This window comes from Acidaminobacterium chupaoyuni (assembly GCF_047936785.1).
GTDB lineage: Bacteria > Bacillota > Clostridia > Oscillospirales > Butyricicoccaceae > Acidaminobacterium > Acidaminobacterium chupaoyuni.
This window is the reverse complement of record NZ_CP176394.1, coordinates 2,358,203-2,373,655: the sequence shown is the minus strand read 5'-3', so window position 1 is coordinate 2,373,655 and position 15,453 is coordinate 2,358,203. Positions and strand designations below refer to the sequence as shown.

Sequence of the window (15,453 nt, the reverse complement as noted above, 5' to 3'; positions counted from 1 at the left end):
GCCCCAAAGGGCGAGAACCGCAAAGCGAAGGGCAGTTCATAACCGCCCTTCGCTTTTTTTGCGGGGGAATATCATGAAATTTTACGCCGAATTCAAACTTTTCGCGGCGGAATATGATATGCTTATATCGATAAAATCGGCAAATCGGCAAAAAAGATTCACGGAGGAAACCATGACGCATCTGTTTACGGCAAAAGAAACCAAAGAACTGGAAAAGCTGACTTTCGAACGGGGGGTCAGTTATCTGCAAATGATGGAAAACGCGGGGCGCGCCTGCTGCGAAGCCATCCATGGGGAATGGGGCGCCGCGGGCAAGCGCGTGACGCTGCTTTGCGGCAAAGGCGGAAACGGCGGAGATGGCTTTGTTTTGGCCCGCCATCTGCTGCTGCGCGGGGCGTTCCCGCTGGTGGTGCAGATCGCCCCCGCCGCCCAGAACGACGCGGTGGAAATGTTCGGCAGGCTGGGCAATATTCCGGTGATCGGTCTGCCCGAAGAAAGCGCCGCCAAAAAGCTTTTTGCGGAAAGCGATATCATTGTGGATGCGGTTTACGGCATCGGGATGCACGGCACACTGCCCGATGCGGTTCGCGCCCTGCTGGAACAGGCCAACGAAAGCCCTGCCCACCGTGTGGCGGTGGATATCCCCAGCGGGGTCTGCGCCGATGACGGCAGCGTGGCCGAAGGCGCGTTTCAGGCCGAACTGACCATTGCGCTGGGCTGCTACAAACCCGCGCATTTCAGCTTGCCGGGCAACGGCTATTGCGGAAAAATCCTTTTGCGCAGCTTTGGCGAAGATGCGGAAGACCGCGTGAAAATCAAAACAGCGGCGTTCACCATGGCCCCGAAAGAAGCGTTCGAACTGCTGCCGCCCCGCAGAGCGGCGGGCAACAAGGGCACCTTTGGCATGGTGCTGAATCTGGCGGGCAGCCGCGGCATGAGCGGTGCCGCCGCCCTTTCCACCAAAGCCGCGCTGCGCAGCGGCGCGGGGCTGGTGAAGCTGGCCACGGCCAAAAGCCTGATCCCCGTGATCGCGGCGGGGCTGTATGAGCCGGTGATGCTGGGGCTGGAGGAAAGCGAAAACGGCCAGATGCTGTGGGATGAACGCCTTGACGAGGCGCTTTTGAAGGCCGCTGTCTGCGCGGTGGGCTGCGGCATCGGCAGCGGCAAAGCGGGCTGCGAGCTGATGGCCCACCTGCTGCATACCCGCACCTGCCAGCTGGTGATCGATGCGGATGGCGTCAACTGCATGGCGCAGGCTGCGGAGCTGAAAGAACATATCGGCCCCGGCGCGCTGCTCACGCCCCACCCGCTGGAATTTTCGCGGCTGATGGGCAAAAGCGTGGCCGAAGTGCAGCGCAACCGCATTGCCGCCGCCAGAGAAGCGGCGAAAGAACTGGGCACCGTGGTGCTTCTGAAAGGCAGCAGCACCGTTATCGCCCACCCGGATGGCAGGCTTTATCTCAACACCACGGGCAACAGCGGCCTTGCCAAGGGCGGCAGCGGTGATGTTTTAACGGGCATGATCGCGGGCTTTGCCGCGCAGGGCATGAGCCTTTTCCGCGCGGCCATCGCGGGGGCCTGTCTGCATGGCGCGGCGGCCGATCTGCTGGCGATGGAACGCTCGGAATACAGCATTCTGCCTTCCGATCTGATCGAAACTTTGCCGCAATTGCTCAAACAGCTTGAAAAATAGATGTATCTTGCGCACTTGCCCAGAAACATTGAAAAAAAGCCCGAAAAGGTGTAGCCTAAAAAAAGACGGAAGGTATCGTTCGTCTTTTTTTTATGGAAGGAAGAGATCGGATTGAAACAAAGCGAAAAGCAAAAAGGCGTTTTACTGATGCTGTTATCCTCGCTGTTTTTTTCGGCGATGCAGGTGGCGGTGGCCTATTCCGGCGGCCATATCCCGGTGATGGAGCAGGTGTTCTGCCGAAACCTGATCAGTCTAGCCGTGGCCTATATCCTCATCCGCAAGAATCATCTTTCGGTGTTCGGCAGTAAAGAGAACCAGCCGCTGCTGTTCGGCAGGTCGCTTTTCGGCTTTCTGGGCGTGATCTCGGTGTTTTATGCTTCGGCCCATGCGCGTCAGGCGGATGTGAGCATTTTAAGCAAACTTTCCCCATTCCTTGTCACCCTGCTGGCGGTGGTGTTTTTAAAAGAGAAGCTTTCAAAAGTGCAGATCCCGGCGTTGGTTCTGGCTTTTGCGGGCGTGGTGGTGGTGGCCGGCCCCACTTTCCAATCGAATTTTCTGCCGCTTTTTATGGCGTTTGTGTCTTCGGTCACTTCGGGCATCGCCTATACGCTGCTCAGCTATTCCAAAGGCAAGGTGGATGGCATGACGGTCATCATGCATTTTTCCGTGTTCAGCGCGGTCTGCTCGGTGCCGTTCATGCTTTCAAATTTCGTGATGCCCACATGGCGGCAGGCCATCGCGCTAGTGCTCATCGGCTTGTTCGGCTCTTTTGGGCAGATCGCCCTGACCTATGCTTATCGCATGGCCCCCGCAAGCGAAGTGAGCATTTACAATTATTCCGGCATCCTGTTTTCCATGCTGCTAGGGTATCTGGTGCTGCATGAAAGCATTGCCCCCACTTCTTTATTGGGCGGCGCTCTGGTGGTGGCGGCTTCGCTGCTGGTTTATTTCTATTCGGCGCATCAGGATAAAAAGGCATGATGCGGTAAAAATTAAAAAACACGGTCTTCTGTTTTTGCGGAAAGCCATCTATAAAAAGCACCTGCCGGCCTTATGTCCGGCAGGTGCTTTGCTGTAAAAAACAGGCGGCGCTGTTTCAACGGCAGCCCGCGGAATCAGGAAACATGCACGCGCTCGAAAAGCTGATGCACCTTTTCGCGGATCTGCGGGTGGGCGTCAAGCTGAGGGTCGGCCGCAAGCAAAGCCGAAGCGGCGTCGCGGGCCTGCTGCAAAAGGACGGTGTCGGCGGCCAGATCGGCCATTTTGAATTCGGGCAGGCCATGCTGGCGGTCGCCGAAAAAATCGCCGGGGCCGCGCAGCTTCAAATCTTCTTCGGCAATGCGGAACCCATCGTTGGTCTGGGTCATCACCGCCAGCCGCTGGCGGGTGGATTCTTTTTGAAGGCTTGAAACCAAAATGCAGTAAGCCTGCTTTTCGCCGCGCCCAACACGGCCGCGCAGCTGATGCAGCTGGGAAAGGCCGAAGCGATCGGCGTCTTCCACGATCATCAAGGTGGCGCGGGGCACATTGACCCCCACTTCGATGACGGTGGTGCTGACAAGCACTTCGATTTCGCCCGCTGAAAACTGCGCCATCACGCGGTCTTTTTCGGCGGATTTCATTCTGCCGTGAAGCAGCCCGATCTTCAGCGCGGGCAATGCTTTTTTCAGCGTTTCCGCATAGACGGCGGCAGATTTGCGCTCATCGGCGGGGGCGTCTTCGGTGGGTTCGATCAGCGGGCAGACGATATAGACCTGGCCGCCCAGCGCCACCTGCTTTTCAATAAAAGCGTGCAGCCGCGGGCGATAGCTTTCATCCACCGCATAGGTGGGCACCTGTTTTCTGCCGGGGGGCAGTTCGTCGATGACCGAAAGCGAAAGATCGCCGTAAAGCATCAGCGCCAAAGTGCGCGGAATGGGCGTGGCCGACATCACAAGGCTGTGAAGCCCCTGCGTTTTTTCGGTGAGCAGTTTGCGCTGGCGCACGCCGAAACGATGCTGTTCATCGGTAATGGCCAGCGCCGGCTGTGAAAACGCAACGGCGTCTTCCAGCAGCGCGTGGGTTCCGATCATCAGATCCACCGCGCCCGCGGCAAGTTCCTGCAAAAGCTGTTTTCGCGCCGCTTTGGGGGTGGAGCCTGTGAGCAGAGCAACGCGAAACCCCGCTTTGCGAAAAAGCGGTTCGGCGCTTTCGAAATGCTGGGTGGCCAGAAGCTCGGTGGGCGCCATCAAAACGCCCTGTTTGCCGTTTTTGGCCGCCAGCCACAGGCAGGCAAAGGCCACCATGGTTTTGCCGCTGCCCACATCCCCCTGCACCAAACGGTGCATGGCCTGCCCGCTGCAAAGGTCGGCAAACGCTTCTTTAACGGCGCGCTGCTGGGCCGTTGTGGGGCGATAGGGCAAAAGCGCATAAAATTCTTCGGGGTCAAAGGCAGAAAGTAAAACGCCCTGCGCCCGGTCGTTTTGTTCTTTCATCAGGGAAAGGCCGCAGGTGAAATAAAAGAATTCTTCAAAGATCACACGGCGGCGGCCTGTGTCGATTTGTGAAAACATCTGCGGAAAATGCAGAAAGCGGCAGGCTTCTTCATAAGAGCAGAGGGAATGCTCTTTGAGCAGCGGGGCGGGCAGCGTTTCCAAAAGTTCCTGCGCTGCCTGATGGAAGGCTTCCTGGGTGGCAAGGCGGATGCTCTGCCCCGAAAGACCTTTCGTTTTTCGATAGACCGGCAGAATTTTGCCTGTAAGGCGGCTGCTGCCCGCAAGTTCGAATTCGGGGTTATTCATCTGGCGCTTGAGCAAAGTGCCTTCCATGCGGCCGTAAAAAGTATATTCGCGCCCCAAAATCAGCTGATCGCGCACGAAGGGCTGGTTGAAAAAGGTCAGGTCACAGCTTCCGCCGTCATCAAAAACACGCAGCTTCGTCAGCGTGAGCCCCTGGCGGATCTTTGCGGTATGGGGTTCGGAACCCACCACGGCGCGAAAACAGCCGCGCTCGCCCAGCGGGGCCTGGGCCAGCGTGAAAAACTGGGTGCGGTCTTCATAATCGCGGGGATAATTCTCTAAAAGATCGCGCAATGTGAAAAGGCCCAGCTTTTCAAAAAGCCGGGCTTTTTTTTCACCGATCCCTTTTAAGGTATCGACAGGTTTTTCTAAACGGTGTTCCATAAGGCGCCTCAGCGATATTCGCGCCAAACCGCCACAACAAGCCCGAGAATCGAAGCGTAAGTGCCGTCGATGGGGGAATAGGCGGGGTTTTCGGGCATCAGCGTCACTTTGCCGTGATCGAGCTTCAGGCGCTTGACGGTGGCTTCATCTTCCAGCATCGCCACAACGATATCGCGGTTGTCGGCGGAATCCTGGCGGCGAACGATCACCGCATCACCGTTCAGAATGCCGGCGCCCATCATGGAATCGCCTTTGACCCGCAGCGCGAAATATTCGCCCGAAGTATGTTCATAGGGCAGATAGCCTTGAATATCTTCCTGCATCAGAATGGGCTGCCCGGCGGTAACAACGCCCAGAATGGGGATGCGCGCCACGGGCGATGGCTGGTTTTTCAGCGTGATGGCCCGGGTCTTTCGGTCATCCTTTTCAAGCCAGCCGCCTTCCTGCAAAATTTTCAGATGGGAATGAACGGTGGAAGGCGAGCGGAGATCCACCGCCTGGCAAATTTCGCGAACCGAAGGCGGATAGCCGTTTTCAGCCGTGAAAGAAGAAATATAATCTAAAATCTTTTGCCGCATAGGGCTTAACTGTTGTTTCATAGGAATACCTCGTTTGTTCGTGATGGCATAACGATGCGTATTATTTTTATCAAGTATAGCATACCATTAACAGAAAAGCAAACGAATGTTCTCATTTTTTGATGCCAAAACAGAGAAAACCTCTCGCCGGGCAGCAAAAAAGCGCCCTCTTGGCAAGGCGCTTCTTTGACTTCTTTATTTTAGTGGGGGGAATAAAGAGAGGGTATGTTGCTGATTAAAGAATATCATATCGCCAAAAAAATGTGTGGATAATCTGTGAATGAACTTTGAATTTTCATAAGGAATGGCAAGGGTTTTCACTGAAAAACTTTGAAAAAACCGAATTTTTCAAAATGCCGCCGCGGCCTTTCAAAAGCCGCATGGGGGCCGCCGCAAAGCATCGGGGCGCGGGCGCACCGCGAAAGTTTATGCAGGAAAGCTAAAAAGGTTTTCTTATGCTTCGCATTCATGGTATAATAATCGCAAAGCGATTATTATATTTTATTTCACGGCCCGCCTACGACATACCATTCGTGCTTCGCATTCATGGTATAATATAATAATCGAAGTCCACGGGCGCGTGGGCGGATGATTTCATATTTGATGGAGGATGATTTTTGATGAAGGCGTATGATTTGATCAACAAGAAAGAGCTGGAAGTCAGCAAAACAGATCTGGTGAATCTGATGAACAGCAACCGTCAGGTCGATTTGATTTTGAAAGAAAAGAAAACCGATGCCGACGGTTATCTGACATGGGATGCCGAAAACTGGACAAGCATCGACGGCAAGCGTTTTATTCGCTGCTATTCGCTGGAAGGCCGCGTGCTGCGCGATTCCACCACCCACAATATCTATGATTTAGAAAACGATTTCTTCCCCGAGCAAGCGAAAGAAATTCAGATCAACTGATTTTATGGAACTGATCTTATGGGCCGCCGCGGCGCTGCTGATCGTGATAGGCGGCGTTTTGCTGAAAAAGGGCAGCCGCGCGGCCGCCCCCATTTTGGCGGTGGCGGTCGTTTTGCTGGTGGGCTGCGCGGCGCTTTCGGCGCTGCGCCTGATCAACGGCTGGAACATCACATTCACCGGCAACTAACAAAAGCCTTTCCTTTTGCATGGCCGAAAAACGCTTTGGGCGATTTTCACCGGCGAAGGGCAAGGCTTTTTATTTGGTCATCTGAATAAATATTGATAAAAAAGCAAATTTTGGCCGCTTAAAACCGGAATTTATGAATAATAAACACACATGCGCCTTTAGAAGATAAAAATTTAGGCAGGATGATGGTAAAATAATGATTGAATTTTTATAAGATATGATGTATGATTATTACACACAAAAGAAATGAAAGGGAAGAGAAACATGAAATATTTCAAAAAACTGACAGCGCTTTTGATGGCGCTGATGATGGTGGCGGGGCTTTCCGCCTGCACAACAGAGCCCACGGGCACCGCAACAGCGGGCGGCAGCACCGCGACCGATAAGAAAGACACCGAAAAAACAGAAGAGACTCTGGTGCTGGGCACTTCGGCCGATTTCGCCCCCTATGAATTCCACAAGATGGTCAACGGCAAAGACACGATCTTGGGCTTCGATGTGGCGCTGGCGCAGGAGATCGCCGACCAGATGGGCAAAAAGCTGGTCATCAAAGATATGGATTTCGGCAATTTGCTGACAGAACTGAGCAACGGCACAGTGGATCTGGTCATCGCGGGTCTTTCGCCTGATGCGGAACGCGCCAAGCAGGTCGATTTTTCCGATCCTTATTATACAGGCAGCCAGTGCTGCGTGATCCGCAAGACGGATGCCGCGAAATATACCGCGCTGGAATCGTTTAACGGCCAGGCTGTGGCCGCGCAGACAGGTTCGATTCAGGAAGGCATTGTGAAAGACCAGATGAAGGGCGCCATGATGGTGTCTCTGGCCAAGATCCCCGAAGAAATCATGCAGCTCAGCGCCGGCAAAGTGGAAGGCGTTGTGGTGGAAAGAGCGGTGGCGGAAGGCTATGTGGCCAAAAACCCCGATCTGGTCATCGCCGAATTTGAAGTTCCTTATGATGCCGAAGGCTCCTGCATCGCCGTGAAAAAAGGCGATAAAGAGATGCTCGATCAAGTCAACAAGATCATCGGCGAAGTGCTGAATAACGGCAAAATGGATGAATTCGTCAAGCAAGCAAACGAAGACGCTGAATATTAATTCATAAAAGGTGTTCTTTATTCTGCCGGCAGATTTCCTGCCGGCAGAACCACTCTTTTGAAAAAATAAAAAGTTTATGTGAGAAAGGGGAATATGGTTTTGACTGCTTTATTGGGGCTGAACTTTTCCTTTTTGCCGGAATATTGGTCTTATTTTCAAAATGGCGTAGCCTATACCATTCTTCTGGCGCTGTTTACGGTGCTGCTGGCTGTGCTGCCGGCGCTTTTGCTGGCGCTCATGCGCCTTTCCAAAAGCAAAATTTTAAATGTGCTTGCGCTGATCTACATTGAGATCATCCGCGGCACGCCAATGCTGGTTCAGCTGGCGATCGTTTATTACGGCCTGTTCGGCGCGATCAAGCTGCCCAACCTTTATATTTTCGGGTTCATCAATATCGCGCAGTTCGTGCCGGGCATTTTCGCTTTGGCCATCAACAGCGCGGGGTATGTGGCCGAAATCATCCGCGGCGGCATTTTGGCGGTGGATCGCGGCCAGACCGAAGCGGCGCGTTCTTTGGGCCTCAACCAAAGCCAGTGCATGCGCCTTGTGGTGCTGCCGCAGGCCATCAAAAACATCCTGCCTGCGCTGGGCAATGAATTCGTAACGATCATCAAGGAATCTTCCATCTGCTCGACCATCGGCATGTATGAGCTGATGTGGGGCGCAAACGCCGTGCGCGGCGCGACCTACATTCCGTTCGAACCGCTTTTGGTGGCGGCTGCGCTTTATTTCTGCATGACCTTCCCCACTTCGAAACTGATCGCTTATCTGGAAAGGAGAATGCGCCGTGGCGACATCAGATAAACTGATTCAGGTCAATGACCTGACGAAAAAATACGGCAGCCACATCACTGCGCTGGATCATGTGAATGTATCCATTGCAAAAGGTGAAGTGGTGGTGATCGTGGGCCCTTCGGGCTCGGGCAAATCCACGCTGCTGCGTTCTTTGAATCTGCTGGAAGTGCCTACAGAAGGCTCGATCCTTTTTGAAGGCGTCGAGATCACCGATAAAAAAATCGATATCAACCTGCATCGCCAGAAAATGGGCATGGTGTTTCAGCATTTCAACCTGTTCCCCCACATGACCGTGATGGAAAATCTGGTTCTCGCGCCGATGCATGTGAAGCATATGTCTAAAGGGGAAGCCGAAAAAATGGCGCAGGCGCTGCTGGATAAAGTGGGCCTGGGCGACCGTGCCTCGGCTTATCCCATTCAGCTTTCCGGCGGCCAGAAACAGAGAATCGCCATTGTGCGCGCCCTTTGCATGCAGCCCGATGTGATGCTGTTCGATGAACCCACCAGCGCCCTTGACCCCGAAATGGTGGGCGAAGTGCTTGAGGTCATGAAAGATCTGGCCGCGCAGGGCATGACCATGGTGGTGGTCACCCACGAAATGGGCTTTGCCCGCGAGGTGGGTTCCAGAGTGCTGTTTATGGATCACGGCCAGCTGCTGGTGGATCAGCCGCCGAAGGAATTCTTTGAAAACCCCGAAAACCCCCGCTTGAAAGAGTTCCTTTCCAAAGTGTTGTAAAAAAACGAGCCGGATGGTGCTTTCAAGGCGTCATCCGGTTTTTCTTGACGAAGAAAAAATTTTATGGTAAAGTAAGCAAAAATAAAGCAAATGCCGCCGGGCATCGATGCGCCAGCATCCGTATACACATCGTTAGGTCTTTGAAGGTGTGTCGTGCGGGTGTTTCTTTTTTAAAGGCGCGCCGGGTGAAAACCCCTTTGCCGCGGAGAAACCAAGGATGAAAAGGAGCGAGAAAGATCATGCGTGAAATGCGCCGGAAAAGACAGGCCCTCGGGGCGGAAGAGATCCGCCGTATCTTAGAGCGAAACACCTGCGGTGTGCTGGCTGTGACGGGGGAAGAGGGCTTTCCCTATGCGGTGCCGCTGAGTTACACGGCGCAGGGGGATAAAATTTATTTCCACTGCGCGAAAACGGGTCATAAGGTCGATGCCATCCGCCAAAACGCCAAGGTTTCGTTTTGCGTGGTAGATCAGGATCAGATCGTGCCCGAAAAATATACCACCTATTTCAGAAGCGTGATCGCTTTCGGAACGGCGGCAATTTTAGAAGACGAAGCGCAGATCAGGCAGGCGCTGGAAAGCCTGGGGCAGAAATATGCGCCCGGGGAAAGCGCCGAACACCTGCATGCCGAGATCGAAAAAGAGCTGCCCGCCGTTTGCATGATCGAGATGACCGTTGAGCATATCACCGGCAAAGAGGCCATTGAATTGAAGCGCCGCGCTGAAGCGGAAGCAAAATAAACGACAGGCTTCAAAGAAGTAAGCCCCATAAAAAATGCCCCGCCCGCTGCGTATCAAAGCAGCGGGCGGGGCGTTTGTTTTGTAAATCAGCGAATGATAATTAAAGTGGATTTGAACTGGCTTCCGTTATAGCCGCCGAACACCTGCAGGGTGTTGCCCACCTTCAGATCGAGGATCGAAGCCGTGCTGCCGCCGGAAGTAATGAGTTTTGCCGTGGTGGGAACCGCCACGGTGACCTGGGTGGCTGCGCCGCCGGAAGAAGGCACGCTCATCAAAACTGTGCGGTCGGTGGTGTTTACGAACAGCACGGTGCCGGTCAATTCGGTGGTGGCGCTGCCCGGGGTCTGCTGGGTCAGCTCGATGGCGGTGATCTGGCCGCCGGAAAGGGTGGCCTTCACCTGGCCGCCGATCAGGCTGGTCAGGCCGATGGCGCCGCCGTTATAGGTGACGGAAACGCCGGAAGCGAGCGGATAGGAAGTGGTGGTGCCTTTGGCATCCGTCAGATAGATCAGGCTGCCGGCGGTATCATAAGATACGCGGGCCACGGTTCCGCTGAGAACGGTGGTTTGCGACTGGGTAGAGATAGAAGAGATCACGCCCGCTTTCACGATCACGGTGATGGGGTCGGTCTGGTTGATCTTATCGATGGAAGAGATCACGCCATCGCGGTAAACGGTGGGCAGACGGGAAGGATTGAGCAGATAGAGCGAGCTGGCGGCATCGGTGCCTTTCACTTCCAGCAGAATGGTTTCGCCGAAAGTCAGGCTGGCCACTGTGCCGGTGGCGGTGGAATTGCCCGCAAAGCCATCGATGGCGGCGATATTCGTGCCGCGGGAAGCAAGCTTCATGGTGATCATGCTGCCGCGGGGCAGTTCGGCCAGCTTCACGGTTTTGCCTTCATAGGTGATGGGGCAGCTGGTTTCCAGTGTGCGCGACATGGTGTTGCCCGTGAGCAGATCGGTATAGGTCAAAACGGTATAACTGTCATAGGCGGCCGATTGCGTATAAGTTCCCTGCACATAAGAAGCGGTGGTGTTCACGGTAACAGCCACGACATTTCCGCTGTCATAAGAGATCTGCAGGGTGGCAAAAGCGTTGTTGAGCGAAGCGGAAAGGGAACTTGTGATCCCATCCACGGTGACTTTTGCGGTGGGGGCCACGGTATAACGGCTCAGCGTGCCATCGAAGCCTTTCAGATAGATCGTGTTATTCTCGATCTTCTGCACCAGCCCCTGCTGCTGCCGGCTGCCGCCGAAAAGCTTTAAAGCGGCGGCGCGGGAAGAACCGTTGGTCAGGCAGATGGCGCTGGTATAGGAAGCGTTGAGATTGATCTCATCGCGGGTGACCTTTTTGTTGCCCAAAAGCACCTGTGTGAATCGATCCAGTGTGATGACCGTGCTGACGCCCTCGGCGGATCTGATGGTGATGCTGCCGCGGGTCAGGTCGGTCACTGTGCCGGTGATGGTCTTGCCCGAAGAAGTCAGATCCAGCTGAACGGCCTTGCCGGCGCTGTCATAGCGGATGCGCGCAAAGCTGCCCGCCGCCAGATCGGCCGCGGAACCCAGCACGCCGTCTTCATAGATCTTGATGCCCAGAGGCACTTCCACCACTTCGGTGTGATCGGTCACATCGGTCAGCGAAAGCTGATAAACGCTGCCCACGGCCGAGAAACCGGCCAGAACGCCCGAAGTATAGGAATAGGAAGTTTGGTTGGGAACTTCGGGAACGATGCCGTTTTGGCTCATGTAAGCCAGCGCGCGGGAAAGCATGGTGGTCACCACGGCGCGCGTAACGGAAGATTTGGGGGCGAACTGGTTCTTTTCATCGCCTTCCACCACGCCCGTTTTGTTCAAAAGGTAGACATAGGGCTTTGCGGCGGAAGTGATGGTGGAAGAATCGTTAAAAGTCAGAACATAGGTTTTCAGCGAAGAAGCCATGGGCTCCAGCTGCATGGCGCGCACAAGCCAGACCGCCAGATCTTCTTTCTGGGCGCTGCTGCCCAGCGCTTTGGCTTTGCAGATGGCTTCCAGCTCGGGGCGGGTGATGATGCCCGTTTCCAGGCAGAGAGCAAGCTCGGGCTTGGCCCAGGCATAGGCGCTGTCGATGGTGCCGTTGAGATAGGGGCCCCACAGCGCGGCCACGGCCGAAGTGGCGGAAGTATTCGCTTTTAAAATACGAGAAGCGAACACAAGCGTTTCCAGATTGCTTACAAGGCCCTGCGGCTTGAAAGTGCCGTCTTCATAGCCCTTGATCATGCCTTGACCGGCCAGATCAACAATATACTTTTTTGCCCAATGGCTGCCGATATCACTGAATGTGACCGCGAAAGCACTGCCGGTGAGCATCAGGCAGGCCAGCAGCAGCGCCATGAAGCGGCGGGGCAAAGCATGCATTCTTTTTTTCATAAAGCACCTCCGTATTAAAAAAGATGGTCTGTGTCTTTCATTTATTATACCTGTGTTTTCCAGCAGAAGCAATAAAAAGGGGGTCGGACAAAGGCGTTTTGCGAGAATTCACAAAAAGTTCAAAGGGAATTGCCGCTTTTGCACCTGTGACGGCGGAAAAGGGAAAAGCAGAAACCGCCCCGCGGAAAATTTCCGCAAGGCGGCTTCTTCAGCGTTCGCTTTTATCAAATTCTTCCCGCAATTTGGCAAGGGCTTTGGTTTCAAGGCGCGATACATAGCTGCGCGAAATGCCGCAGAGCTTCGCCACTTCCCGCTGGGGCAGCGGCGCATGTTCGAAAAGACCATAGCGCAGGGTGATGATCTCGCGTTCGCGCGGGTCGAGAATGGTGTTCACATAATGCACCAGCTGCTGCTGGCTTTCGCTCAGTTCCAAGGCTTCCATCATGTTGTCGTCGCTGGCGATCACATCTACCAAAGAAAGCACATTGCCGTCTTTATCGCTGTCGATGGGTTCCGAAAGAGATACTTCACACGATTGCTTGCGTTTTGCGCGAAAATTCATGAGGATCTCATTTTCAATACAGCGGGAGGCATAGGTGGCCAACCGCGCGCCTTTGGAAGGGTCGAAGGATGAAATGGCTTTGATGAGCCCGAAAGTGCCGATGGAGATCAAATCATCCTGGTCGTCGCGGGAAGCATAATATTTCTTGATCACATGGGCCACAAGGCGCAGGTTATGCTCGATGAGAAGATTGCGCGCTTCCAGATCGCCCGCGGCGTTTTTCAGCAGAGCTTCCCGCTCTTCTTCGGCGGAAAGCGGCTGGGGGAACGCGCCCGCGGGCGGCGATACGCGCAGCATCAGGTAAATGCTGTTGACCAACAGAAAAAGCGCGGCGGGGATGACCATAGTGAACGCCTCCATTCTATAATTGGCGCGGAAGCGGCTGAAACGGATTTTCCACGGTTTCAAAGCAGCCGCGCCCATGGCTTCGCATATACCCATAGAATATTCAAAGGAAAGGTCGTCTGTGCAAGTCCGGCCAAAAAGGAAGAAAAAACCGCTCAAATCGATGGAATTTATTGACGAATAGTGCTTGGAATGGTAAAATAAAACCGTTTAGTGGCTTACTTGTTCCAAAGAACAGGCGATGGCAAACGCATGGAAAACCATGCAGGAAGAATCGGAAAGATCCGGCTCTTTTTCGGCGATCAGAAGAACGCTCCGCCTCGCTGCCGCTGAAAGAAAAAATGAAAAAGAAAACGATGCCACGAAGGTGTTGCGCCTGTTCCCAAAAGGAAGCAGGTGTGCTTCGCGGCGTTTTTTTATTTTCAGAAAGAATTTCACAAAGAAGAGAGGAAACGAAAATGAAGAAAAATCAAGTGTATAAGATGGTGCTTGCGGCGCTGTTTCTGGCCGCCGGCGTGGCGCTGCCTCAGGCGTTCCACATGATCCCCAACGCGGGCCGAATCTTTTTGCCGATGCATCTGCCCGTTCTGCTTTGCGGGCTGATCTGCGGGTGGGAATACGGCCTGATCGTGGGCGCCATGACTCCGCTGCTTTCGGGGGCCGTCACGGGGATGCCGATTTTGTTCCCCATCGGCGTGGCGATGATGTTTGAACTGGCCACCTATGGTGCGGTGACGGGCCTTGTGGTGAAAAAGCAAAACCATTTCGTGGCGCTGCTGGCGGCCATGCTGGCGGGCCGCGCGGTTTCGGGCGTGGCGAACGCTGTGCTGATGGGCATTGCGGGCAAGGCTTACGGCCTGAATATGTTTTTGGCGGGCGCGTTTGTAACGGCGCTGCCGGGCATCTGCATCCAGCTGGTGGTGGTGCCGCTGCTGATGACCGTTTTGAAAAGAACGCACGCCCTCGATGGCTTAGAGGCGTAAATTGGGCTGCGGGCAAAGCCGCCGCTGCGCGGGCAAAGAACAGCTTTGGGAACACATCGACGGCGTTTTGGCCGGGAACAGGCAGGTCGTGATCGCCATTGACGGATGCAGCGGCAGCGGCAAGACCACCCTGGCGGAAGAAATGAAGCGCCGTTACGGCCTTTCGGTGGTGCATATGGATGACTTTTTTCTGCGCCCCGAGCAAAGGAACCTTGAGCGCCGGCAGGAACCGGGCGGCAATATCGATTACGAACGCTTCGAAGAAGAGGTTCTGCCCTGGCTGGGCAGCGGCCGGGCGTTTTCTTATCGCCGTTTCGATTGCGCCGTCATGCGGCTGGGCGAAAAGGTGGAAGTGCCTCCCGGGCCGGTGGTTTTAGAAGGCGTTTACAGCTGCCATCCGCGATTTTTGCCAAAGATCGATCACAAGATCTTTTTGACCCTCCCCCGCGAAGAACAGCTGCGGCGCATCGAACGGCGCGGCGGAACCGAAAAACTCAAACGGTTTCTTGCGGAATGGATCCCCCTGGAAGACCGGTATTTTTCGGCTTTTTCTGTGGCGGAGCAGGCAGATGAGATTTTGACCATCGAATAGCAGCTTTTTGACAAGCCGAAAATAAAAAAGCCCTGAGCCGGATCGTCTGCTTTGGCTCAGGGCTTTTTTGCTGCCCCGACGGCGAAAAAAGCAAGCGGCGGAAAAGCGAAACCACCCCGCGGAAAAACGGAAAAAAGAACAAAAAAAGATTGCCGCCGCGGCCGTGAAAGATTATAATAAGCGCAGCAGCGGCGGTTGGCCGCGAAAAGAAGAGAAACGGGGAGAGTTTATGGAAGAATTGGGCGAGTTTTTAGGCTGGGTCACAGGGATATGCTTTGGCGCTTCTGTGCTGACATTTGTTGTGAAACGCGTGCAGCGCATGTGGATCGCTTCTTTGCCGAAAGAATCGAAGCTGCGGCAGATCTATCAGAAGATCATGCAGTTCGTTATCAAATATCACCGCTATTTCGGCATCGGCGCTGCCGCCGCCGTTTCCATCCACCTGATCGTTCAGCTCAGCGGGCAGCCGCTTTCTTACAGCGGCGTCATCGCCGCGGGGCTTCTGCTGTTGACGGCGATCCTCGGCGCATGGATGCTTTACGGCCGCAAAGGCAAACTGATAAAGATTCACCGTGCCGCCGCGCTGGGCGGGCTTGCGGCGTTTTTGCTGCATTTGGTCATCAAGGGGTAAAAGCTTCGGCTTTTCAAAATCGGCGCAATAAAAAAG

Annotated in this window: 16 protein-coding genes; 12 read left to right on the top strand and 4 right to left on the bottom strand. The window is 54.5% G+C overall.

Annotated elements, in window-relative coordinates:
- The first annotated feature begins 172 nt into the window (after window positions 1-172).
- Entirely contained in the window at window positions 173-1,693 is a 1,521-nt protein-coding gene (locus ACJA3I_RS11285; RefSeq protein ID WP_458862688.1) for an NAD(P)H-hydrate dehydratase, read from the top strand.
- 111 nt (window positions 1,694-1,804) lie between these two features.
- A complete protein-coding gene (locus ACJA3I_RS11280) occupies window positions 1,805-2,674 on the top strand; it encodes a DMT family transporter (RefSeq protein ID WP_458862687.1) in 870 nt (289 codons plus the stop codon).
- A gap of 134 nt (window positions 2,675-2,808) precedes the next feature.
- Here the strand turns inward: ACJA3I_RS11280 and recG are convergent, their stop codons facing one another.
- Both recG and lexA read right to left on the bottom strand, forming a co-directional pair.
- A complete protein-coding gene (gene recG / locus ACJA3I_RS11275) occupies window positions 2,809-4,854 on the bottom strand; it encodes an ATP-dependent DNA helicase RecG (RefSeq protein WP_458862686.1) in 2,046 nt (681 codons plus the stop codon).
- A gap of 8 nt (window positions 4,855-4,862) precedes the next feature.
- Complete coding sequence (gene lexA / locus ACJA3I_RS11270; RefSeq protein WP_458862685.1) at window positions 4,863-5,453, bottom strand: transcriptional repressor LexA; 591 nt, start codon at window positions 5,451-5,453, stop codon at window positions 4,863-4,865.
- A 599-nt stretch (window positions 5,454-6,052) separates the two neighbouring features.
- On the opposite strand from lexA, the gene ACJA3I_RS11265 reads away from it, so the two are divergent.
- From ACJA3I_RS11265 to ACJA3I_RS11240, 6 genes are all read left to right on the top strand, one after another.
- Window positions 6,053-6,343, top strand: a complete 291-nt coding sequence (locus tag ACJA3I_RS11265) for a hypothetical protein (protein WP_458863857.1) — start codon at window positions 6,053-6,055, stop codon at window positions 6,341-6,343.
- 4 nt (window positions 6,344-6,347) lie between these two features.
- On the top strand, window positions 6,348-6,530 hold the full coding sequence (locus ACJA3I_RS11260) for a hypothetical protein (protein WP_458862684.1): 183 nt from the start codon (window positions 6,348-6,350) through the stop codon (window positions 6,528-6,530).
- Between the two features lie 264 nt (window positions 6,531-6,794).
- Window positions 6,795-7,628, top strand: a complete 834-nt coding sequence (locus ACJA3I_RS11255; protein ID WP_458862683.1) for a transporter substrate-binding domain-containing protein — start codon at window positions 6,795-6,797, stop codon at window positions 7,626-7,628.
- A 117-nt stretch (window positions 7,629-7,745) separates the two neighbouring features.
- The gene (locus tag ACJA3I_RS11250) at window positions 7,746-8,432 is read left to right on the top strand and encodes an amino acid ABC transporter permease (RefSeq protein ID WP_458863856.1); all 687 of its coding nucleotides are present in this window, start codon (window positions 7,746-7,748) and stop codon (window positions 8,430-8,432) included.
- A 1-nt stretch (window position 8,433) separates the two neighbouring features.
- Window positions 8,434-9,159, top strand: a complete 726-nt coding sequence (locus ACJA3I_RS11245; protein ID WP_458863855.1) for an amino acid ABC transporter ATP-binding protein — start codon at window positions 8,434-8,436, stop codon at window positions 9,157-9,159.
- A 236-nt stretch (window positions 9,160-9,395) separates the two neighbouring features.
- Window positions 9,396-9,899 carry a pyridoxamine 5'-phosphate oxidase family protein gene (locus ACJA3I_RS11240; RefSeq protein WP_458863854.1) on the top strand — a complete coding sequence of 168 codons (504 nt, stop codon included), beginning with the start codon at window positions 9,396-9,398 and terminating at the stop codon, window positions 9,897-9,899.
- Window positions 9,900-9,985: 86 nt separating this feature from the next.
- Here the strand turns inward: ACJA3I_RS11240 and ACJA3I_RS11235 are convergent, their stop codons facing one another.
- Together ACJA3I_RS11235 and sigK are read right to left on the bottom strand one after the other, a co-directional pair.
- A complete protein-coding gene (locus ACJA3I_RS11235; RefSeq protein WP_458862682.1) occupies window positions 9,986-12,304 on the bottom strand; it encodes an S-layer homology domain-containing protein in 2,319 nt (772 codons plus the stop codon).
- Window positions 12,305-12,512: 208 nt separating this feature from the next.
- Window positions 12,513-13,274: an RNA polymerase sporulation sigma factor SigK gene (gene sigK / locus ACJA3I_RS11230; RefSeq protein WP_458862681.1), complete on the bottom strand. Its 762-nt coding sequence runs from the start codon at window positions 13,272-13,274 to the stop codon at window positions 12,513-12,515.
- A 199-nt stretch (window positions 13,275-13,473) separates the two neighbouring features.
- Here sigK and ACJA3I_RS11225 point away from each other — a divergent pair, with 199 nt between their 5' ends.
- The 4 genes from ACJA3I_RS11225 to ACJA3I_RS11210 all read left to right on the top strand — a co-directional run bounded on the left by ACJA3I_RS11225 (window position 13,474) and on the right by ACJA3I_RS11210 (window position 15,417).
- Window positions 13,474-13,692, top strand: a complete 219-nt coding sequence (locus tag ACJA3I_RS11225) for a hypothetical protein (RefSeq protein WP_458862680.1) — start codon at window positions 13,474-13,476, stop codon at window positions 13,690-13,692.
- Window positions 13,670-14,194, top strand: a complete 525-nt coding sequence (locus ACJA3I_RS11220) for an ECF transporter S component (RefSeq protein ID WP_458862679.1) — start codon at window positions 13,670-13,672, stop codon at window positions 14,192-14,194. Before ACJA3I_RS11225 ends, ACJA3I_RS11220 begins: the two co-directional genes overlap by 23 nt.
- A 1-nt stretch (window position 14,195) precedes the next feature.
- Window positions 14,196-14,786, top strand: a complete 591-nt coding sequence (locus tag ACJA3I_RS11215; protein WP_458862678.1) for a uridine kinase family protein — start codon at window positions 14,196-14,198, stop codon at window positions 14,784-14,786.
- Between the two features lie 229 nt (window positions 14,787-15,015).
- Window positions 15,016-15,417 carry a hypothetical protein gene (locus tag ACJA3I_RS11210; RefSeq protein WP_458862677.1) on the top strand — a complete coding sequence of 134 codons (402 nt, stop codon included), beginning with the start codon at window positions 15,016-15,018 and terminating at the stop codon, window positions 15,415-15,417.
- The last annotated feature ends 36 nt before the right edge of the window (window positions 15,418-15,453 follow it).

Excerpts from the sequence above, each read along its gene's own strand:
- ACJA3I_RS11225 (WP_458862680.1), top strand. The coding sequence starts at position 13,474 with ATGCAGGAAGAATCGGAAAGATCCGGCTCTTTTTCGGCGATCAGAAGA.
- ACJA3I_RS11235 (WP_458862682.1), bottom strand. The coding sequence starts at position 12,304 with ATGAAAAAAAGAATGCATGCTTTGCCCCGCCGCTTCATGGCGCTGCTG.
- ACJA3I_RS11260 (WP_458862684.1), top strand. The coding sequence starts at position 6,348 with ATGGAACTGATCTTATGGGCCGCCGCGGCGCTGCTGATCGTGATAGGC.
- ACJA3I_RS11285 (WP_458862688.1), top strand. The coding sequence starts at position 173 with ATGACGCATCTGTTTACGGCAAAAGAAACCAAAGAACTGGAAAAGCTG.
- ACJA3I_RS11220 (WP_458862679.1), top strand. The coding sequence starts at position 13,670 with ATGAAGAAAAATCAAGTGTATAAGATGGTGCTTGCGGCGCTGTTTCTG.
- recG (WP_458862686.1), bottom strand. The coding sequence starts at position 4,854 with ATGGAACACCGTTTAGAAAAACCTGTCGATACCTTAAAAGGGATCGGT.
- ACJA3I_RS11210 (WP_458862677.1), top strand. The coding sequence starts at position 15,016 with ATGGAAGAATTGGGCGAGTTTTTAGGCTGGGTCACAGGGATATGCTTT.
- lexA (WP_458862685.1), bottom strand. The coding sequence starts at position 5,453 with ATGAAACAACAGTTAAGCCCTATGCGGCAAAAGATTTTAGATTATATT.
- ACJA3I_RS11265 (WP_458863857.1), top strand. The coding sequence starts at position 6,053 with ATGAAGGCGTATGATTTGATCAACAAGAAAGAGCTGGAAGTCAGCAAA.
- ACJA3I_RS11255 (WP_458862683.1), top strand. The coding sequence starts at position 6,795 with ATGAAATATTTCAAAAAACTGACAGCGCTTTTGATGGCGCTGATGATG.